Genomic DNA, 22,844 nt, shown 5'->3' on the forward strand with positions numbered 1-22,844 from the left:
ACAGCAAACATTATATCACTATGCCTACTTATATTAGCAGGTAATTTTATAGAATCCAAAATTGATTTAGCACCATTCATTGTTGCCACTTTTTATTCCTCCTATATAGCCCTTGCCATTTTTTCATTACGTATTCTATATACTTCACCAAGTATCCTTGAAACCACATGAAAAAGCTTCTCTGGTATATACTGTCCTATTTCAACATTATAATATAATTCACGGGCTAAAGGTTTATTCTCTACTATTTGAATATCATGTTCTTTAGCTATTTCTTTTATTTTTAAAGCTATATGATCTGCTCCCTTAACTGTTACTATAGGAGCATAATCCCCATTCTCATATTTCAAAGCAATTGCAAAGTGAGTTGGATTTGTGATAACTACATCAGCCTCAGGTACAGACTTGAGCATTGTTCTGCTTACTATCTTTCTAGCCATATCCTGCAATTGACTCTTTACTAAAGGATCTCCTTCCATCTCCTTAAACTCTTCTTTCATCTCATGCTTTGTCATTTTTAAGCTATTAATATACTGCTTTCTTTGAAAGAAATAATCAAAAGCAGAAACTATTATCATAAATATAATTACTTTAGCAAGCATCTCTAAAACTATAAAGAAAAATAAATGCATAGCCTGAAGTAATTCCATATTAACCATATTGAATAATTCACTTCTCTTACCATATATAGTTGTAAATGTAAGTAAAGCTATCACTATCATCTTAAAAAGAATTTTTACCAAATTCATCAAGTTCTGAGATGATATGAATACCCTCTCTTTAAAGTTAGACCAGCTAGGAGCTATTCTTTTAAAATTAGGTTTTAATTTCTTTGTTGTGAATAGGAATTTAGTCTGAGCCAAATTAACACCCACACCTACAATCAAAGCAACAGCCATAATAATTCCTGCAGTCTTTACCACCAAAACAATAATCTCTAAAAACATACTAGGCAAAGCTAAATTATTTATAGTTTCATCTGCATTAGAAATTTTATTTAATATAGCAATAAAAAATTGAGATACTGTATGGATAAAATATGTTGTAAGCAATGCTATTACAGCTATTGTAACTGCTAGAACAAGAGTTTGATTTATTTCTGCAGAGTTAATAACACGTCCCTCTTCCTCTCTTGCCTTTCTCTTCTTTCTTTCTGTAGGAAGTTCTGTTCTGCCCTCATCTTCAGGAGATGCAAATAATGTTAATACATATCCTTTACCAGTGATACGAAGATATTTTCTGTAAAGTTTTGCTTTAAATATAATAAGAATTTCTAATATAGAAGAAACTATTTTTTTAATCATAAAGTTCCTCCCGATAAGAATGTTATTATATCATTAACATCAGCAACAGTAGCCTCAAGTATTTTCATAAAATTCGAAATGAATACAGGTATTAAAATATAATAAGCTACAATTCCAACTGCAATCTGCATAGGAAAACCTAGCATTAAGATATTCATCTGCGGAGCTGCTTTAGCCAATAAACCTAAACTTAAAGACAATAAGAATAATGTAAGCATTATAGGTAAAGCTAAAGAAAGAGCCACAGAAAATAGTGAACTCATATAATATACCATTCTATCTATAATACCATTGAATGATGACATAAATACTGCTTTTGAAGCATCGCTTAATACAGGCATAGCCTTAAAGCTATAAAATAAAGTTCTGATAATTAAACTAGGTCCGTCTATAGCTATAAATATCAATACAACTATTAAAGATTGTAACTGACCTAATACAGGTACTGTAACCTGAGATATAGGATCAACAGTTTCAGATATACCAAAACCCATTTGTATTTCAAAAAAGTTTGCCATAACCTGATAAGCGGTAAATATAATAGACATTAAAAAACCTATTAAAAGTCCAATCAAAACTTCATTTAATAATGTTAAAAAATATTCCACAAATGTAGGAGCCGCCTGAACATTAATATTAGCCACCAGAGGAAATATTGTTGCTGTAGCTATAAAGGCAAGAGCCATTTTTATACTATTTGGAATAACATTAGAAGAAAACAATGGAGCTACCATAAGTATGGCTACAAATCTTACCATAATGAGCAGGTAAATTTGAAAAAAATTAACAAAATTATCCATCATTAATTCCCTAAACTATTTTATCCCAATAAAAATTCCATTATCTAGCTATAGTTGGAAGTATACTAAATAATCTAACAGTAAAAGCACTTGTATAATTCAACATCCAAGAAGCTAATATATATATAACAGCTAACATAGCTATCATTTTAGGCACAAATGTTAAAGTTTGTTCCTGAATACTTGTAGTTGCCTGAAGTATTGATATTATCAAACCAACAATAATTGATACACCCAAAACAGGAGCAGAAAGTACCATAAACACCCACAAAGTTTCCTGAACCAAAACAATAATCGAAGTATCGCTCATAATATTTCCTTAAAAATTATTAACTATATAAATTGCCAAATAATATTTCAATTTTTATCTGAAACTCTGTACTATTTGAAGTATCAAAAGTTTCCATCCATCTACCGCAACAAATAAAATTATTTTAAGCGGTAATGATATCATAATCGGAGGAAGCATTATCATACCCATCGCCATAAGTATAGAAGCAACCACCAAATCTATAACTATAAAAGGTATAAATAAATATATACCCATCTTGAATGCTATAGTAAGCTCATTGATAATGAACGCGGGAACAACCACTATAGTTGGTATTCTATTCAAATCCTCAACTGTCTGAATTTCTCTTAATCTTATATTAGTGTCGCTTATACTCAAAAATAAATCCAAACTCTTCATACCATTTTCACCGCGTAAAGAATTGAACATAAACATTCTTATGGGCTGTATTCCTCTGCTGTATAAATCATTAACACCTATAGAGCCATTTAAATAAGGCTGAAGTGCCTCATTATTTACCTGAGTTAATGTTGGCATCATTATAAAAAATGTCAAAAACAAAGAAAGCCCCATTATCAATGCTCTTGGAGGGGTTTCTTGTAATGACAATGCCCTTTGAACAAAACTTAATACTATTGAAACTCTTATAAAACTAGTTGTCATTATTATTATAGATGGAGATAATGACAATATTGTTAATAAGAATAATATTTGAAGCCCCAAACTAACTTGCTGAGGAGTTTGAGCTTGAGCTACATTTAATCCTATTGTAGGTATTGGTATCTGCGTGTTATTTTGAGCGTAAGCTGCTGCTGGTATAAGTAAACATAATATAAAAAATACCATAAGAAACTTTCGCATCTTGAGAACTCCAATTTTATAAATTTTTTCTAATATTTTTTCTTCTATAAACGATAATATTTACGACTTTCATTAAGTTAACATATTATCTTAAAATAGTCAAGTATTATGTTAATTAATTTGTTCAGCATTATAATAAAATTCTATCAACATATCACTTTTACAGTATCAATACAGTATATAAAAATTTTTTATATAGTATCGTTTAAATAAATAGTCCCATCATATAGCAATTATAATAAACATCATCAATACAAAAAAAGCTTTTTATTTCACCTTCTATAAAAAAACCAAGAGATTTGTACAATTTCAAAGCCCTTTCATTATCAGTTCTAACTCTTAATTCTATTTTTTTTATAGATTTTTTCTTACTATAATCTATAGCATAATCAATTAATTTTCTTCCTATTCCATTTCCCCAATATTCTTTCAATACGCTTATTGCTAAATTAGTTCTATGCTTTATTCTCTTTTTATCAATACATCTTAAACTACAAATACCTACTATTTTTTCATCTTTTTCATATAAAAACATCCTAGTAGTAATGCCTTTTTGTATGTTTTGTAAAAATTCCTCCTCTTTTTTTACATCTAATTCTCTCTCTTTAGAATCAGACATCATAAAATTTGTTTCATCAGATACTTTTAAAATGTAATTTATAACTTTTTCAGCATCTTCTATATGTGCTTCCCTTATGGACATAATCACCTGCAGTATTTATTATCGGATTTTATTATGTAAACTGTAATATGATAACTTATTTTTATTTTTTTTCAATTAATTTTTTAGTGTTTTTACCATTTTTCTAAAAAAGCAATTAAAGTAATTATAGAATATATTTTTTTTTAATAATTATTATCATTAATTTTACTATATTAATTATATTTGCTTATATTATATAATTAATAACTAATTTAGAAAGAAAATTTTTTACTATTTGTAATTAAGATAAGTTTTTATATAAAGAAAGCAATTATTCATTATTATCAGACTCCTAACACTATTATTGATGGGCTTATGATTCTCCTAACATCATAAGCCCATTGTTTTATTTTAAATTAAATGATATAACTTTATAAATTAATAAAAGGAAATGAATAATTAAAAAAACTCTATCTGAAAATAAATTATTAGAAAAAACTTTCAAGCTTAAGAATTTATATGAATATACAAATACCAAAATAACAATGTCTTTTTATGGTACTAATAATCAGGTAAATGGTTTTTTCAGGTGTAAACAGTTATAGAACATTTTATACTAATATAGATGGAAATAAAGTTAAATTTAATGATTTAGCCATGACTAAAAAAGTAAGTACTAAAGAAAATATGAATGCTGAAGCTGATTTTTCAAAATATATAAAAAATGCTGAATATATGTACTTAAAGGGAAAAGAATTAATTATAATAGCTAATGACTCTACAATATTAAGATTCATAGAAAACTATTTCGAGCCTATGGAGTTTGAAGGAAAAGAGTTCAAATTATCAAATATGTTTGAAGGTACAGAAATTACTTTGCGTATAGATAAAAATTCTTTTACAGGAAAATCTGATGTTAATAATTACAATATACCTGTTGAAATTAAAGATAATAAAATAATTATGAGTAAACAAGGCATATCAACAATGATGGCAGGACTAGAAGAAGATATGAAGGCTGAAAATGAATATTTAAAACTTTTAAATAAAGCAGATTATATATCATATGATAATAATACTTTATATATAAAAACATCTGATAATGATATATTGCTTTTTAACGCAGCAAATTAAATATATTTTACAGATTCTATTTATTTATGTTATATATAGTATAGCTACAAACGTCATTTGTTGTACTCTTAAGATATATATACAAACCCATTACTTTCACTCTATGAATTAATATTTCATAGAGTGTTTTTTTTATCTTATATTTATTTTAAATAACAATATAATGATAAATAACATAATTAAGAATGATAAAAAACATGTTGATTAATTAAATAATTGTTTGTATAATATCAAAAATATATATTAGGATAACTAAATTGAAAGAAAAACTAAAAAAAATATATGATAAATATAACAATATAAATATAGAGCAATTCAAAAAATTCTATATAAGATTTATGATAGTAATATTTTCAATAGTAACTATTGTATTTTCAATTTTAATTGCTGATATAATAACACAGCCCGATGTTCAGTCTGTAGAATTATACAAACCTACAATACCTACAAAAATATATGATATTAAAGGCGAAGTAATTTCAGAATTTTTCACAGAACAAAGAGCTTTAGTAGAATATAAAGATTTGCCTCCTCAATTGATAGAAGCAATAATATCTATGGAAGATAACAATTTTATGAAGCATTTTGGAATAGATATTTTTGGTATATTTAGAGGAACAATAGGAAATATATTAACTGGAAGAAGAGCAAGAGGTGCAAGTACTTTAACTCAACAGGTAGCAAGAAACATAGTACTTAAATCAACTGAAAGAACTATAATGAGAAAATTAAAAGAAATTTGGGTTACATTCCAAATAGAAAAAAGACTTACCAAAGAAGAAATTGTTACTTTATATTTCAATCAAATATATTTCGGGCATTCTGTATATGGGGTTCAGGCAGCAAGTAGATTCTATTTCAATAAAGATGTTCAAAATTTAGATTTAGCAGAATGTGCTATGCTTGCCACACTTCCTCCTGCTCCGAATGCATATTCTCCTATAAACAATCCTAATATATCAACAGCAAGACATAAAATCGTTTTAGGAAGAATGGCTGATTTAAAATTCATAACAAGAGAAGAAGCTGAAAAAGCACATAAAGAATTCTGGGAATCTTATACAGGAAAAATAGGAAGAAGAGGCTCAACTGCCTACAGTGCATCTATAGACAGAGCTCCTTATGTTACAGAGTATGTTAGAAGAAAGTTGGTAGAAAGATATGGAGAAAAAGCTTTAAAAGAAGACGGACTTAAAATATATACTACTATAGATATAGAAAAGCAGGAAGCAGCTCAAAAATTATTAACAGAAGCACTTACAGAATATAATAATAAATATGAAGGTGGTTCTATGGATATTACTAATTTATACAATAGAGAAACTATAGATAAAGTAGAAATGATGTCCATATTATTTAATTTACCTGAAAATACAGCATATAGTAAATTCAATATCGCTGTAAGAGATACTTTAAATAAATATACTACAATGCCTTTAGCACTTATATCTGATATATTCGGAATGGAAGAAGTTAATGATATAACAACAGAAGTAATGAAAGCAGATGAAGCAGAACTTTCAAGACAAATTGAAGGTGCTTTGGTATCAATAGATCCTAGAAATGGATATATAGTTTCTATGGTAGGAGGTTCAGGATTTACTGCTAGAAATCAATTCAATAGAGCTACTCAGGCTAGAAGACAAGCTGGAAGTGCTTTCAAGCCTTTTGTATATGCAGCATCAATGGATGTTACAAATTACAGTCCTTCTACAATAGTAAGTGATGCTCCTATAGGTTTTATTCCAGAGGAAGGAGAAGATGGTAAAGTTTGGATACCAAAAAATTATTCTGGAAATTTCAAAGGAGATGTAAGTTTAAGATATGCATTGGCTACATCATTAAATATAGCTACTGTTAATGTACTTAATTATGTTGGAATTACAAATACTATTAGATATGTAGAGCCTATATTTAAAGCAGAACCTGATTCTGAAAAATCAAAAAGAATGTTTAATCATGATTTAACTTTAAGTTTAGGTACTGGATTATTTACACCATTAGAACTTACAACTGGTTTTGCAGAATTTGCAAATGAAGGTAAGGAAGTTAATCCTATACTTATAAAATATGTTACTGATAGATACGGAATAGTAATAGATAATTTTGAAGATGAATTAAAAAAGAAAATAACATTAAGAGGCGGTCCTAAACAGGTTGTTAGTAAAGAGGTAGCATACATTATAAGCGATATATTAATGGGAGTATTAAGAGGCGGTACTGCTACAAGTGCTATGTATGAAGCTAAATTCACTAGAAAAGGTGCTGGTAAAACTGGTACTTCTAATGATTGGAAAGATGCATGGTTTGTAGGATATACTCCTGAACTTGCAACTGGAATATGGATTGGATTCGACTCATTCAAGTATTCTTTAGGTAATAATCAGGTAGGAGGAAGAGTTGCTGCTCCTATATGGGGTAAATATATGGTAGAGGCTTTAAAAGAAGTTAAACCTACTTGGTATACAAGACCTGCAAATATGATAAGTATGAGAGTATGTGCTATAAGCGGAAAGCTTCCAGGACCTTCATGCTACTCTTTTCAAACGGACTTATTTATAACTAATAAAATACCTACTGAAATATGTAATGTTTGTTCGCATTATTTGGAAGATTCAAATGAACTTGACAGTATAATAGATTCATTCCTTAACTATTAAAGGAAATAAAAATGGATAAAAAGATAATAGAGAATATAAACTCTAAAATTTTAAGATATAAAAATATATTTGCTATACCATCTATACATTCAAGAGTATATTTCTCTTTGGCTGTAAAAGAGGCATTTGAACAATTCAAACCTGATATAATTGCTATTGAGCATCCTGCTAATTTTACCGATTCTTTAAGAGAGGCAGTAAGCAGACTTCCATTTGTTAGTTTAATAATAAGAGAAATTGAAGATGAGGCTGTTTATATACCTATAGATCCTTCTGACTCTATTATAGAAGCTGTTCGCATTGCCATTGATGAAGAGATTCCTTTCTTTCCTATAGATAAAGATATAACTACTATAAATTCGAATTCTCATTATCTTATGCCTGATGATTATGTTATGAAAAATATAGGACTTGAGAAATTTTATACCGAAGTAAAATCTAAATATACATTTCATAAAGATAATACAGATGAAGAGAGAGAAATATTCATGGCTAAAAATCTTCATGAACTCTCAAAAAAATATAATAAAATTCTTCTCGTTATAGGAATGTCCCATTGGGATAATATAGTTTCTATTTTGAAAAAACTTGATAATGATAAAGAAAAAGAAGAGATCATGAATAAAAAATTTTCTGAAGATGGAGAAGAATATATATACTCAGAACCTAAAATATATAATGTGCATAAAGAATCTTTAAATAAAGTTCTTGGAGAGTTTCCATTTACAACTTATATGTATGAATTATATAGAAATGGGGAATTAGATAACTTTGATAAAATCAATATAATAGAAACAATATTTAAAGAGGCTAAATTAAGATATAAGCTTCCTATATCATTACTTCAGCAAAAAAACATGATGAAGTATTTAAGGAATTTATGTCTTTTAGATAATTATATTGTACCTGATTATATAGACATGCTTACAGCAGCCAAATGTATGATAAATAATGATTATGCTTTGGAAGTAATGGAAGGTATGGAATATTATCCCCATTATATAGAAGAAGATGAAAATTATCCTACTATAAAATTGAATCGTGATCCAAGCACTAATGGTATGGAAGGAATGCTAAAAGATAAAAGAATAAAACTTCATAAATATGATAATGTATGGAGAACATCTTTCAAGAAAGTTAATGTTACAACTCGTCCGAGTGAAAAATATGAAGGCGAATGGGAAGATGTTTGGAATAAAAGAACTAATCTGCTTTCACATGTACCTGAAGATATACTTATGGAAAAGCATATGAATATACTTAGAGATAAGATAAGAAATATGATTACAGAAGATAAGGCTAGAATCGAACCATTTACAGTTAGTATAAAAGACGGTATTGATATGCGTGAAACTATAAGAAACTATTATAAAAATGAAATATATGTCAAAGAGATTCCAAAGCTAAAAGGCAATATTGGTCATATGGTTGTAATATTTGATGATGAGCATGATGAGGACTATGATTGGAATATAGTTTGGTATAGTGAAGCCCATGATGATAGTGATTTGATATTATATTCTACAGAACCAGGAAATACTCTTGTCGGTCCTGGTATATCAAAATGCTATTTTGGAGGTTATGCTTCCCTTATGCCACCTCAAGGTCCGCATGATGTTTGGAGAATGTATTATAGTTTGAAAAAAGAAGGTATTGTAAGAAACTACGCTGATTTATTACTATATACTGCCATAATATATTCTGTTGATAAATATTTAGGTTATGTTGCCCCTACTCCTCCGTCATCTATATTAAAAGATTTTGCAAAAAAGAATTCGGTTGAAATAGTGTATGTACCTCTTACTACATTTTCAAGCGAAACTCTAAGAAAATTAAGACATTTTCATGTACTTGGAAATAAAAGGCTTAGAAAAATTGCTGATGATTATATCATATAAATAATCAAAAATCCCCATTAATAAAAATATGGAAATGAAACAATGGAATATCGCTTTACAAATATATATTTATATGGTTTAATCATGTTGAGAGTATAAACTAATTGGAATATCATTATGGGTAAGATTTCGTTAAAAGATATAATAAAAGTAAGTAAAGAATTGAATGCTGATTGCAATAAGGTAATAACAGAAAATTATGAAAATAATAATTTAGAAATATCAACTGACAGCAGAGATAGTTTTGATGAGAATAAATTATTTTTGGCAATAAAAGGAGAAAAATTTGACGGAAATAAATTTGCATTAGAAACTTATAATAAAGGATGCAGATATTTTATTTTAAGCGATAATACAATAAAACTCCCAGATGATGCATTAGTTTTTTATACTGATGACACAATATTTTTCTTTATAAAATTAGCTAGAGAATATAGAAGAATATTTAATATACCTATAGTATCTATAACTGGAAGTTGCGGTAAAACTACCACTAAAGAATTAACTCATCTATTTTTATCTACAAAATATAAAGCATTAAAAACAGAAGGTAATTTCAATAATGAAATAGGAGTACCTAAAACAATATTTAATTTAGATGAAAGTTATGAAATAGCAGTAGTTGAAGCTGGCATGAATCATAGAAATGAGCTTTTAAGAATATCAGAAGCTATAGAAGCAAATACGGTAATAATAAATAATGTAGAACCCGTGCATATTTCATATTTAGGAAGTATAGAAAATATAGCTTATGCTAAATCAGAACTTTTTAATAATATAAAAGAAAATGCCTATGCTGTAATAAATAAAAATACTAATTGTATTGATATATTAAAAAAAGAGGCGGAAAAAAATAATATAAAAAATATAATAGAAGCGGATATAAAAGAAATAATAAAAAAAGATGATAATACATTTGAATATAAAGGCATAATTTTTAAACATAACCTAATAGGCGATTTTAATTTGCATAATGTACTTTCTGCATTAAAAACTGCTGAAATTTATAATGTTGATTTACAAAAATGTGCTGATATATTAATTGATTATGTATCTCAAAAAAATAGAATGCAGATAATAAATATTAAAGGATGCAATATAATAAATGATTGCTATAATTCAAATCCTGCTGCATTAAAAAACATGCTCAATTTTTTATCTCAAAGAAAAGAATCAAAAAAAATTGCTGTTATAGGAGATATGCTTGAAACAGAAACTGAAAATTCATCTTATCATAAGGATATAGGAAATATAATAAATGAATTAAAAAATATAAATATTGTTATATCTGTGGGAAAGCATTCTAAGGATATTTATGATGCTGTTAATTGCGAGAAATATTATTTTATAGATGCTGAAAGTGCCATAGAAAAAGTAAAAGATTTTTTGGAAGATGATACTGCAATGTTAATAAAAGCTTCATTGGGTATGGGATTTGAGATTATAATAAATGAAATAATGGGATTGGATAAATAATATGAAGCAGAATGATTCGATAATAGCATTTATAATGCTTGAAAATAACAATTTAAATGATTTTTCAGATCAGTTAAAAAGTGATTGGGATATAAATATAGAAATTAAAAATGATAAATTTCATATTAATGATGTAGATTTTCTATTAAAATTAGCTCAATTTAATGTGCCTGATAAAGAGGCTGAAATATTAATAAATTATAATGATATAGATGAAAAAACAAAAGAGAAAATACTAAATCATAAATCTTTTTTATCTATTAATGCTAATTCAAAAAATACAAGTTTTAAAGATATGGCAATTATCTTTAATAAAGTTTGCTATTCAATTATAAAAAAAAATAATGTATGTGCTATACTAGTAGGCGAAATTAATTTACTTATTTCTAGTGAAACATATTTATTTGAAATGGATAAATATATAGAAGATAATAAATATTTCCCTACAAACTTATGGATAAGAGTAGATTTATTTTCTGATGATAATGGTAATCATGCTTATACTGAAGGATTAAAAAATTTCGGAAAATATGAAATTATGGCGTATAAAACATTAAGAGATGCAAAAAGCATAACAACTTTATTAACTATTCTATCAAAAAATATTATAGAAAATATTTTAGTACTAGATGATTACAACACAATGCAAACAGATGATGATTATATAGGAATGTTTAAATTCTTTGATAATAAATTTATAATGATTGAAAAGAATTTAAAAGATATAAATCAACAAAATCAGCAGTAAAAAATCATAATAATGACAAATAAAAAGACTGCATATAAAAATATACAGTCTTTGAAATCACTTATTAATAAAAAATTGTTTATTGTTTTTGAGATGATGAATTATTATTTTTGTTTGTAGAATCCATACCAGAAATACTATAACGCATTTCAGTATCAGCCATAACATTTTTCATATTATAATAATCCAATACTCCAATATTTCCTTTTTTAAGTGCCTCAGCAATAGCAAGAGGTAATTGAGATTCAGCTTCAACAACTTTAGCCTTCATCTCTTCTACCATAGCACGCATTTCCTGTTCACGAGCTATAGCCATAACTCTTCTCTCTTCAGCTTTAGCCTGAGCAATTTTCTTATCTGCCTCAGCCTGATCAATTTGTAAGAAAGCACCAATATTACTTCCAACATCAACATCAGCAATATCAATAGAAAGAATCTCAAAAGCAGTTCCAGAATCAAGACCTTTAGCAAGTACAACCTGAGATATTCTATCAGGATTTTCCAAAACTTCTTTATGAGAAGCAGAACTTCCTATTGTAGTAACTATACCCTCTCCTACTCTTGCAATAATAGTTGCTTCTCCAGCTCCTCCTACAAGTCTGTTAATATTAGTTCTTACCGTAACTCTAGCAGTAGCTTTAACCTGTATACCATCTTTAGCAACAGCAGCAATTAAAGGTGTAGCAATAACTCTAGGAGAAACAGAAGTTTTTATAGCATCAACTAAATCCCTTCCAGCTAAATCAATAGCAGCAGCTCTCTCAAATGATAAATCTAATGAAGCCTTATCCGCAGCAATCAAAGCATCGGCAACCGCAGTAGGATTACCTCCTGCTAAATAATGTGCTTCAAGTTCATTACTTCCTATTTTTAAGCCAGCTTTCCATAGCTTTATTTGATTTAATACTATAAGCGAAGGATTAACTCTCCTTAAACGCATAGTAATCAATGTTATCATATTGATTCTTACACCTGAAAATAAAGCTGTCACCCAAAGACCTATTGGGAAAAAACGAAGAAAAAGAATTATAAAGATTAATATTATAACTATTCCAATAAACATCGGAATTACTGGAATATATCCATAATCAAATGGCATTATAAACCTCCTATATATTATTAATTATGTACATAAGTTCCTATAGTTTCACCAGAAATTGCTTTTGTTATATTGCCTACCTTATTCATGTTAAATACTCTTATAGGCATATTATTATCATTAGCCATAGCAAAAGCAGTCATATCCATAACACGTAAATTCTGATTAATAGCTTCTTTAAAAGTTACTCTATCATACATTTTAGCATTTTGATTATTTTTAGGATCCTTATCATAAACTCCATCAACATTAGTTCCCTTTAATACTATAGAAGCTCCTATTTCTAAGGCTCTTAGTATAGCAGTACTATCAGTTGTAAAATAAGGATTTGAAGTACCTCCAGCTATTATTAAAATATTTCCTCTTTCTAATATACGGATTGCTTTATCTCTCTCAAAACCCTCTATCATACCTTCAATATTAAAAGCAGAAAGTATTTGAGTAGGAGTACCTGCAGCCATAAATCTATCTTTCAAAGCTATAGCATTCATAATAGTGGCAAGCATACCCATAGAGTCAGCTGTAGCTCTCACCATTCCTGTTTTATCAGATAACTGCATACCTCTAAAAATATTACCGCCTCCAACAACAACTGCTATTTGAGTGTCATTTCCAGCCGCTTTCATCTCTAATGCTATTCTATCAACAACATTATTATCTATACCATATTCCTTTTGACCAAGCAATGCTTCACCTGATATCTTGAGCAATACTCTTTTTTCCATTAATGATTAACCTCTCAAATTTTTTATGATAAATATTTTTTTATTATACTATTTTTTTTATATATTATCAAGATTAAAGTAAATTCTTAAAATAAAATTACTGAATGATTAATTATTATATTTTTAATTATAATAAAAATAATATAATTAACAATCAAAATTTTAGAATGATATAATAGTATAAATTATTATATCATTCTAAAATAAAAATTACTATAAATCAAAAATAATTTTTTATTATTTTTTGTAAAAAAAGTATAGTAATTCTTGATTAATCTTTTTTGATGAATATAATTAATAATATTCAATTTTTTATTTATAGGAGTTTATTTATGTCAAATGACAGAAAGACAATAGGATCATTTGCACTATTAATGATGACCTTTACTGCTATATTCAGTTTTAATCAGGTTATCAATAATAGTGTAAGTATAGGGCTTGCAAGCATACCATCATTTATGTTTGCTACAATAATTTACTTCATACCATTTTCTTTAATGATAGGGGAATTTGCTTCTGCTAATCCTGATAGTGAGTCTGGTTATACAAGTTGGATAAAAAGTTCATTGGGAGATAAATGGGCTTTTGTAGCTTCTTGGACTTACTTTTTCGTTAATTTATTTTTCTTTTCTTCTATACTTCCTGGAATGATTATATCTTTATCATATACATTTTTAGGAAAAAATATATTTCCTGAAGAAGGTTCTTTATTGGTGTCTATAATATCAATTATTTTATTATGGATAGCTACTTTCATCACTACAAGAGGTGCTAAAGGTATATCAATGGTTACAAATATATCTGGAAGTGCTAGATTAATTATGGGAATAGTATTTATAGTAATAGCATTTGCTTTAGTATTTTTATTCGGTAAAGAACCAGCTCAAACTTTTTCTGTTGAAACTATAACACCTAAATTTGATTTTAACTATATAGCAACATTTGCTTGGATATTACAAGCTGTTGGGGGAGCTGAAAGTATAGGGGTTTATATAAAAGATTTAAAAGGCGGTGATAAATCATTTATAAAAACTATGATATTTTCAGCATTATTTGTTGGTATAGTTTATTCACTAGGATGTATAGCTGTAGGACTTATTATACCAAATAATATACTAGAAAATAATTATAGTAATGTTATGTATGATGCTTTTAATTTATTAGGTGCTAATATAGGAATAACAAAAGGTATTACAAATGTCGTAGGGCTTATATTATTTTTAGCTTCTGCAGGAAGTCTTGTTTTATGGGCATCTGCTCCAGTAAAAGTATTTTTCTCTGAAACACCTAAAGGAATATTACCTGAAAAAATCACAAAACTTACTGATGATGGAACACCTGTAAATGCCTTGTATTTACAAGCTATAGTTGTTAGTGTTATATTAATAATACCAGGTTTAGGAATTGGAGAAGTTGATGGATTATTAAAATTCTTAATTAATATGACAGCTTCTACATCTCTATTACCTGTATTATTTTTCTTAGTGGCATATATAAACTTTAGAAAAAATTATAATGATACTAAAAGAGATTTCAAATTATCTAAAAATCCAAATATAGGTATATTCTGCGGAATATTATTATTAATTTTATTTTCTATAACATTTATAATATCTATAGTACCGATAGAATCTATATTCATCTTAATTAAAGGCGGAACATTACCTAAAGGAACTCCTCACCCAGTATTTGCTGTATTATATCAAATAGGCGGTGTAGTTATATTCTTAGGTTTTGCTTTCTTCTTATGGTATAGAGGTCAAAAAAATAATGCAAAAAATTAATTTTGGAGTATATAAAAATGAAAAGAAAATACAAAGATTTTGAAAACATACATCTAATGCATAAAAATAGATTAGATGCAAGAACATCATTTGTAGCATATAAAAATGAAGATGCTGCTTTATATGGCGATAATTTTAATGCATATGGATATTCATTATTAAATGGTTCTTGGGATTTTAAATTTTTAGAATCACCTGATTATACCCCAAAGAACTTTGAAAAAAATGATTATTCATTAGATGATACTTGGAATAAAGTGTCTGTTCCTCATAACTGGCAATTAGACGGATATGGAAAGATGCACTATTCTGATTTATGGTATAATTTTTCTATAAGACCTCCTTATGTACCTTCATTTAATCCTACTGGTTTATATAGAAAATATTTCAATGTTAGTGCTGATGATATTAAAAATAGAATGATTATAAGATTCCATGGAGTTGATTCAGGATTCCATTTTTGGGTTAATGGAGAATTTGCTGGATTTTCTAAAGGAGCAAGATTAACTGCAGAATTTGATATATCAAAATTGGTAAAAGAAGGTGAAAACTTAATAGCTGTAAAAGTATATCAATGGACTGACGGAACATATTTAGAAGATCAGGATATGTGGTGGCTAAGCGGTATATTCAGAGATGTTGAGCTTTTAGCAGAACCTAAAAATGGTATATTTGATTTTACTATCAATACTTTGATGAAAGATAATTACAAAAAATCTGATTTGGCAGTAAAATTAGATGCTTATGAAGATTGTAAAAATAGAAAAGCTTTAATCAAATTATTAGATAAAAATAATAATATAGTATTTGAAGAAGAAACAAATTTTGAAAGTAAAAACATTCAATTTTCTAAAGAAGTTTCAAATATATTATTATGGAATGCAGAAGAGCCAAACTTATATACATTAATCATTAATGTTCTTGAAAATAATAATACAATAGAAACTATTACACATTGTGTAGGATTTAGAGATATAGATGTTGATACAGAAAATAAACAATTTAGAGTTAATGGTACTCCTATTTTAATAAAAGGTGTAAACAGACATGACTATCATCCTGTATATGGAAGAGTAGTTTCTGAAGAAGACATATTAAAAGATATGTTATTAATGAAAAAACATAATATTAATGCTATAAGAACTTCACATTATCCTAATTCTCCTTATTTATATAAACTAGCTGATAAATTAGGATTCTATGTAATGGATGAAGCTGATTTGGAATGTCATGGTTTTGAATTATCAACACACTACGCATGGATAACAGATGATAAAGATTGGGAAGAAGCTTATTTAGACAGAATAATAAGAACTTTAAAAAGAGATAAAAATCACCCTTCTATAATTATGTGGTCATTAGGTAATGAATCTGCATTTGGATGCAATTTTGTTTCTATGGCTAAATATTGTAAAGAAGCAGATCCTACAAGATTAGTTCATTATGAAGGAGATATGAAAGTTGAAGTTGCTGATGTTAATAGTACTATGTATACTTGGATAAAAGAAAGATACTCTCCTGGACGTTTGATGAAAGATATCATTGCAACCACTACAAAACCTCATCTATTATGTGAATATTGTCATGCTATGGGTAATGGTCCTGGAGGATTATTGGAATATCAAGAATTATTCTATGAATATCCTTTCTTACAAGGAGGATTTATATGGGAATGGTATGATCATGGTATATTACAGTATGATGAAAACGGAACTCCTTATTATGCTTACGGAGGAGACTTCGGCGATGATCCTACTAATGGAAACTTCTGTATAGATGGTTTATTAATGCCTGACAGAATACCTTCTCCTGGTTTAATAGAACTAAAGAAAATATTTGAACCTGTTTTAGTTGAAATGATAGATAGTAGTAGCTATAAAATAAGAGTAACTAACAGATATGACTTCATTACTTTAGATCATTTAGAATTGAACTGGAGTATATCTAACTCTGAAAATGAAATTGTATGCAGTGATACTATTTATGAAGAAATTAAAGGTATTAAACCATATACTTCTAAAGAAATAAGTATCAATGTTGAAAAATTCAATGTTAAAGCAGGCGTTGATTATTATCTTAATATAGTATTCAAATTAAGAAAAGAAAATGCATGGGCTAATACTGAACATAAAATAGCAACAGCACAATTCTTATTACCTATCAAAAAAGAAAGCCCTGTTATTAATCTAACTTATAAGCCAAAAGTTATAGAAAAAGATTTTGAATATGAGATATATAGCGGTAAATCAATAATTAGATTTGATAAAGTATTGGGAAATATAATAACTTGGAGTTATGATGGAGAACTTATTATGAAAAAAGGTCCTGCTTTAGGATTCTGGAGAGCTCCTATAGATAATGATATGTATATATTAGAAGAATGGAAAAAACAATACTTTGTACATCTAATGAGAGAATCTACTGAAAATGTAGCATTAAAAGAAACAAATAATTCTATAATCATAGAAGTAGATACGATTAACTCTGCTCCTAATGCAGCTTGGTATTATGAGTCAAAATATATTTATGAAATTTTAGATGATGGTAATGTATTATTAACTGTATCTGGAAAGGCATCTGGTATGAAAGAACCTCACACATCACTATTGGCATCAGAAGGTTCTGCTAGTGAAGCTATGAGGGGGTTATCTGTAATACCTAAAATGCTTCCTAGAATAGGATTAGATTTTGAAATAGCTAAAGAATATGATTTATTAAGATGGTATGGAAGAGGTCCGGGTGAATCTTATTCTGATTCAAAACAAGCTAATTTATTTGGAGTATATGATTCAGATGTAGAATCAACTCATACTAACTATGTTAAACCTCAGGAAAATGGAAATAGAACAGATGTTAAATGGGTAAGATTACAGAGTATGCGTCAAATAGGTCTTATGGCTGTAGCTGAAAAAAGTATGGATTTTAGTGCTCATTTCTATACAATTAGTGATTTGGAACAAGCTAAACATAGACATGAAATCAAAAAAAGCGACTTCATATCATTTAGATTAGAGTATAAACAAAATGGACTTGGTACTCATTCATGCGGACAAGATCAATTAGAACCTTATAGATGTAAATTTGAAGATTTTGAATTTAAAGTAAGATTGAGTGCATATTCTGCAAAAGAAACTTCTGATTATATAGAAGCGAAAAGAAAATTTAAATAATAATTAACTATAATAAATAGGCAGCTAATAAAAATTTATTGGCTGTCTATTTTTTTATTTTTACTTATTCCCCATTATAAAATAGATATATCAAAAATTTTTTTTAGATTACTATGATTTAATCTATATGTGGTACTTTCTGGCATAGCTGAAGCATTAAGTGATAAATAAAAATCAATACTAGATTTATTCCAATCCAAACATTGCCATTCAAGTCTACCACAGTTGCGTTCATATGCTATTTTTGCAACTTCCTCAAACAGTCTTTTTCCATATCCCATTCCCCTGTATTTAGAATTAACATATAAATCATCTAAATAAAGTCCATGCCTTCCTACAAATGTAGAGAAAGTTTCAAAAAATACAGCATGCCCCACAGGCTCATTCTCTTCAAAAGCAATTATCACCTCAGCTTTTTTCTTATCAAAAATATTTTCTTTTAAACTATCCTCTGTAAGATTAAGTTCATGCTCCAAATTCTCATACACTGCAAGTTCTTTGATAAATTTCATTATAATAGGTATATCTTTAATTTTAGCAAACCTAATACTAAATTTTTTCTCTCTCATATATAAACTACTCCTCAAACATCATTTTCATAAACAAATTTTCTTAATACATTATAACTAAGTCTATAAGAAGTCCAACTAGACATTTGTAAGGCATTAATAGATAAATAAAAATCAATACTAGATTTATTCCAATCCAAACACTGCCAATCAAGTCTTCCGCATCCTCTATCTACTGCAATTTTAGCAACCTCTTTTAAAAGCTTCTTGCCGTATCCTAATCCTCTACAATTAGGTGTAATATATAAATCTTCTAAATATATACCAGCTTTTCCCAAAAAAGTAGAAAAATTATGAAAAAATAATGCATAACCTATTTCAATATCATCTTCTAATGCTATTAAAACCTCACATTTTTTCTTTTCAAATATCCATTCTTTAAGTATCTCTTCTGTAGCAGTAACTTCATGCTCTAATTTCTCATAAACAGCAAGTTCTTTTATAAATTTCAATATTATAGATACATCATTAACATCCGCAAATCTTATACCAAATTTTTTATCGCTCATTTACAAACCTCATATTCAATTTTATTATATAAATATTTTATCAATTTTAACTTAAATAATATATTAAAAAATTAATATTATTTTAAATTATTAGGATTTAAACATTTAAGACTATCCACTACAAATAATCCGTCTTTTCTGATTAATTTATCATCAAAATAAATTTCACCACCACCATATTTTTTAGTCTGTATACATACTAAATCCCAATGTATTTGAGAATTATTCCCATTAGGTGCCTCATCATAGCATGCACCAGGAGTAAAATGAAAACTTCCCATAATTTTTTCATCGAATAAAATATCTTTCATAGGCTCAGTAATATGAGGATTAACTCCTATAGCAAATTCTCCTATATATCTTGCCCCAGCATCTGTATCCAATACTTTATTAATTCTTTTTGTATCATTGCAAGAAGCATTTACTATTTTTCCATTTTTAAACTCGAATCTAATATTTTCATAAGTAAATCCGTCACTGTATAAAGATGGAGTATTATAAGTTAAAACTCCGTTAATAGAATTTTTTACGGGAGCAGTAAATACTTCTCCATCTGGTATATTCATTTCACCCGCACATTTTATTGCTGGTATATCTTTAATTGAAAAAGTTAAATCTGTACATTTTCCTACTATTCTTACCTTATCGGTCTTATCCATAAGTTTTACAAGATTATCCATAGCCTTAGACATCTTTGAATAATCTAAATTACAAACTTTAAAATAAAAATCTTCAAATTCATCAGTGCTCATAGAAGCCTGCTGAGCCATAGATGCTGTAGGATAATTCATAACTACCCATTTAGTATTTTTTACCCGCTCTTTCATATGTACAGGATTAAGATAAAATTTTTCATATATCTTATTATTTTCCATTTTTACAGATGAGTTTTCAGCACTATTAAGCCCTCCCCATATACCTACATAAGCATCCATATTTTTCATAAGCATTAAATCAGATTTAGCCCAAATCTTCATCTGCTCTTCATTGCATTGCTTTAACAATTCTCTCATTATATGCGGATCATGATTCCATACGAAAGGACTAGCACCTATTTTATAAGCTTCATTAATAATAGCATTAACTAAATTTCTCTCCTCTCCTTCCCCATAAGATTTTATCAATATTTTATCACCTTTCTTTAATTTGCATGAATAATTAACTATAGTCTTTGCCAACTTTTCTATTCTTGAATCCTTCATAATATCTTTCCTTCTAATATAAAATTCTAATTATGTAATAATTATTTATAATCAAAAATGTTTATAATTTATTCTTTCCATTTTACATAATAATAAATAATAATCAATATATAAATTCTAAAACTATATAGAAAAAAATATTATTTAGATGCATAATTTAGAAAATCAAAATTTGGATTAATAAAATGAAAAAAAATTATATCACTAATAATATTTACAATAATATTTAACTCTTTTTTATACTCAGTAAATAATGCAAAAGATGTTGAAGGATTTTAAACCAAAAGGAAGAATAAAAATAAATAAAATAATAGTAGTTAATAATAAAATATGCATACGCTATAGCTTTGCATGATAATGTAAAATGTACATTAGATGGGTATAATCCTAATAAAGCATTAAGAGATAAAGATTTAAAAGCATTAATATTTATATACGATATTGAATTTAAAAACTGAGAATGCTAGACTGGAAGAATATATTATACAGATAAGCGAAGTTCTTATTATATAAAAATAACTTTATAATATGATAAAAACATATTATTGTAAAAGCATACTTCGATAAAAAAGGAGTTGTAGATGCTACTTACTATAGAATGGAAAATACTTTCTAAAGATGAAGCAGCCAAACATGAAGATATACCTATGAATAAATTGAGTACTGTAGAGGGTAAAGGAATATAAAATAATTAATTTTATTTTATAATTTCTGCCTTACTAAAATTATGTATTCCAAACACATCATAAATAACATTGGTAAGATTTTTATTTTGCATTACAGTAGAAGAATAATAAAATATTGGAATAATAGCCATATCATTCATAGCAATATCTTCTGCTTTATGTAAATACATACTTCTATCCAAATCATTATTAGCAAAAGACGCATTTGATAAAGCTCTATCAAATTCTACATTACTGTATCTGCTTTCATTCAATGCATATCCTGTTTTTAATAACGATAAAAATGCAATAGGACTATTATATCCTCCAAACCAGCTTTGCCTAGCCATATCAAAATTACCCTCTCTTCTAGTTTGTAAAAGAGAATACCATTCTTCCTGCTTAATTACCATATTAATATTTAATGCCTCTTTAAGCATAGACTGTACACTCTCAGCAATACTAATATGAAAACCAGGATTAGTTATAAATTCAAATATGGGAAAACCTTCTCCATTAGGATGGCCTGCCTCAGAAAGTAAAGCCCTAGCCTCTTGAACATTCTTCTGATAATCTTCACTCTTTACAGAAAAATATTCATCTCTTTTTGATCTGAAATCTGTATCGCTTCCATCATCTTTTATATTATAAGGTACAATTGCTGCTGCTGGTATTTCTACGCCACTCATTATATTACTTACTATATATTCTCTATCTATTGCAAGAGAAATTGCTTTTCTTACTCTGGCATCATTGAAAGGTTTATTTCTATTGTTAACTTCATAAAAATAAAGCGATATATTAGGAACCGTTTTTGCTATGCCATCTTGTAAAAGTTTTTCTCTATCATTTATAGGAACATTATAATAAAAATATATATCATCATTTAAAATCGCTGTCATTGCGGTATTATCATTATCTATAAACTCAAAATTGATTATATCGGGTTTTGTTTCTTTATAATTCCAATAATCAGTATTCTTACGAATTACCAATCTAAAATTATGATCCCAGCGTACTATTTGAAAAGCTCCATTTCCAACCATAGTATCAACCTTCAAAGTCCAGCCATTTTCATCTTTACTAACTATATCCTCCCTTAATGGAGTATATGCACTATGAGATACTAATTCGGGAAAATAGGGTACTGAATGTTCTAATTCAACATATAAAGTTTTATCATCTAATGCTTTTACTCCTAAAGAATTTACATTTTTATTTCCAGCCATAATATCATCAGCATTTTTTATAATATCTAGAAATATTGAATATGATGCTGAATTTTTAGGATCAACTATACGCCTC

General features: G+C 27.7%; 18 protein-coding genes. 7 read left to right on the forward strand and 11 right to left on the reverse strand.

Features of this window, described 5'->3' with window-relative positions:
• Positions 1-101: 101 nt before the first annotated feature.
• The 5 genes from flhB to Q1J76_RS00025 all read right to left on the reverse strand — a co-directional run bounded on the left by flhB (position 102) and on the right by Q1J76_RS00025 (position 3,963).
• Complete coding sequence (gene flhB, locus Q1J76_RS00005; protein WP_300364959.1) at positions 102-1,304, reverse strand: flagellar biosynthesis protein FlhB; 1,203 nt, start codon at positions 1,302-1,304, stop codon at positions 102-104.
• The gene (fliR, locus tag Q1J76_RS00010; protein ID WP_367182046.1) at positions 1,301-2,104 is read right to left on the reverse strand and encodes a flagellar biosynthetic protein FliR; all 804 of its coding nucleotides are present in this window, start codon (positions 2,102-2,104) and stop codon (positions 1,301-1,303) included. Before fliR ends, flhB begins: the two co-directional genes overlap by 4 nt.
• A gap of 40 nt (positions 2,105-2,144) precedes the next feature.
• Positions 2,145-2,414, reverse strand: a complete 270-nt coding sequence (fliQ, locus tag Q1J76_RS00015) for a flagellar biosynthesis protein FliQ (RefSeq protein WP_300364965.1) — start codon at positions 2,412-2,414, stop codon at positions 2,145-2,147.
• A gap of 54 nt (positions 2,415-2,468) precedes the next feature.
• The gene (gene fliP, locus Q1J76_RS00020) at positions 2,469-3,257 is read right to left on the reverse strand and encodes a flagellar type III secretion system pore protein FliP (protein ID WP_300364968.1); all 789 of its coding nucleotides are present in this window, start codon (positions 3,255-3,257) and stop codon (positions 2,469-2,471) included.
• Between the two features lie 205 nt (positions 3,258-3,462).
• Entirely contained in the window at positions 3,463-3,963 is a 501-nt protein-coding gene (locus tag Q1J76_RS00025; RefSeq protein ID WP_367182047.1) for a GNAT family N-acetyltransferase, read from the reverse strand.
• Positions 3,964-4,476: 513 nt separating this feature from the next.
• Between Q1J76_RS00025 and Q1J76_RS00030 the strand changes: the two genes are divergently transcribed.
• The 5 genes from Q1J76_RS00030 (at position 4,477) to Q1J76_RS00050 (ending at position 11,816) form a co-directional block, all read left to right on the forward strand.
• Positions 4,477-5,034, forward strand: coding sequence for an META domain-containing protein (locus tag Q1J76_RS00030; protein ID WP_300364974.1), 558 nt, complete (start codon positions 4,477-4,479; stop codon positions 5,032-5,034).
• 257 nt (positions 5,035-5,291) lie between these two features.
• On the forward strand, positions 5,292-7,694 hold the full coding sequence (locus Q1J76_RS00035) for a penicillin-binding protein 1A (protein ID WP_300364977.1): 2,403 nt from the start codon (positions 5,292-5,294) through the stop codon (positions 7,692-7,694).
• An 11-nt stretch (positions 7,695-7,705) separates the two neighbouring features.
• Positions 7,706-9,592, forward strand: a complete 1,887-nt coding sequence (locus Q1J76_RS00040; RefSeq protein WP_300364980.1) for a conjugal transfer protein TraB — start codon at positions 7,706-7,708, stop codon at positions 9,590-9,592.
• Between the two features lie 117 nt (positions 9,593-9,709).
• Positions 9,710-11,068 carry a UDP-N-acetylmuramoyl-tripeptide--D-alanyl-D-alanine ligase gene (locus tag Q1J76_RS00045; protein ID WP_300364983.1) on the forward strand — a complete coding sequence of 453 codons (1,359 nt, stop codon included), beginning with the start codon at positions 9,710-9,712 and terminating at the stop codon, positions 11,066-11,068.
• Between the two features lies 1 nt (position 11,069).
• Positions 11,070-11,816, forward strand: coding sequence for a hypothetical protein (locus Q1J76_RS00050; RefSeq protein ID WP_300364986.1), 747 nt, complete (start codon positions 11,070-11,072; stop codon positions 11,814-11,816).
• Positions 11,817-11,895: 79 nt separating this feature from the next.
• On the opposite strand, the gene floA is transcribed toward Q1J76_RS00050, so the two are convergent.
• The gene (gene floA, locus Q1J76_RS00055) at positions 11,896-12,915 is read right to left on the reverse strand and encodes a flotillin-like protein FloA (RefSeq protein ID WP_300364988.1); all 1,020 of its coding nucleotides are present in this window, start codon (positions 12,913-12,915) and stop codon (positions 11,896-11,898) included.
• Positions 12,916-12,935: 20 nt separating this feature from the next.
• Positions 12,936-13,640 carry a UMP kinase gene (pyrH, locus tag Q1J76_RS00060; RefSeq protein ID WP_300364991.1) on the reverse strand — a complete coding sequence of 235 codons (705 nt, stop codon included), beginning with the start codon at positions 13,638-13,640 and terminating at the stop codon, positions 12,936-12,938.
• Positions 13,641-13,972: 332 nt separating this feature from the next.
• Between pyrH and Q1J76_RS00065 the strand changes: the two genes are divergently transcribed.
• Together Q1J76_RS00065 and Q1J76_RS00070 are read left to right on the forward strand one after the other, a co-directional pair.
• On the forward strand, positions 13,973-15,424 hold the full coding sequence (locus Q1J76_RS00065; protein WP_300364994.1) for an amino acid permease: 1,452 nt from the start codon (positions 13,973-13,975) through the stop codon (positions 15,422-15,424).
• A gap of 17 nt (positions 15,425-15,441) precedes the next feature.
• Positions 15,442-18,594, forward strand: a complete 3,153-nt coding sequence (locus tag Q1J76_RS00070) for a glycoside hydrolase family 2 TIM barrel-domain containing protein (protein WP_300364997.1) — start codon at positions 15,442-15,444, stop codon at positions 18,592-18,594.
• Between the two features lie 74 nt (positions 18,595-18,668).
• Here the strand turns inward: Q1J76_RS00070 and Q1J76_RS00075 are convergent, their stop codons facing one another.
• The 4 genes from Q1J76_RS00075 to Q1J76_RS00090 all read right to left on the reverse strand — a co-directional run.
• Positions 18,669-19,163: a GNAT family N-acetyltransferase gene (locus Q1J76_RS00075; protein WP_300365000.1), complete on the reverse strand. Its 495-nt coding sequence runs from the start codon at positions 19,161-19,163 to the stop codon at positions 18,669-18,671.
• Between the two features lie 14 nt (positions 19,164-19,177).
• Positions 19,178-19,672, reverse strand: a complete 495-nt coding sequence (locus Q1J76_RS00080) for a GNAT family N-acetyltransferase (RefSeq protein ID WP_300365003.1) — start codon at positions 19,670-19,672, stop codon at positions 19,178-19,180.
• Between the two features lie 77 nt (positions 19,673-19,749).
• Positions 19,750-20,874: an aminopeptidase gene (locus Q1J76_RS00085; RefSeq protein WP_300365006.1), complete on the reverse strand. Its 1,125-nt coding sequence runs from the start codon at positions 20,872-20,874 to the stop codon at positions 19,750-19,752.
• Positions 20,875-21,571: 697 nt separating this feature from the next.
• A partial coding sequence (locus tag Q1J76_RS00090; protein WP_300365009.1) for a peptide ABC transporter substrate-binding protein occupies positions 21,572-22,844 on the reverse strand: 1,273 nt, incomplete at its 5' end.

Source organism: Brachyspira sp. (genome assembly GCF_029258575.1).
GTDB lineage: Bacteria > Spirochaetota > Brachyspiria > Brachyspirales > Brachyspiraceae > Brachyspira.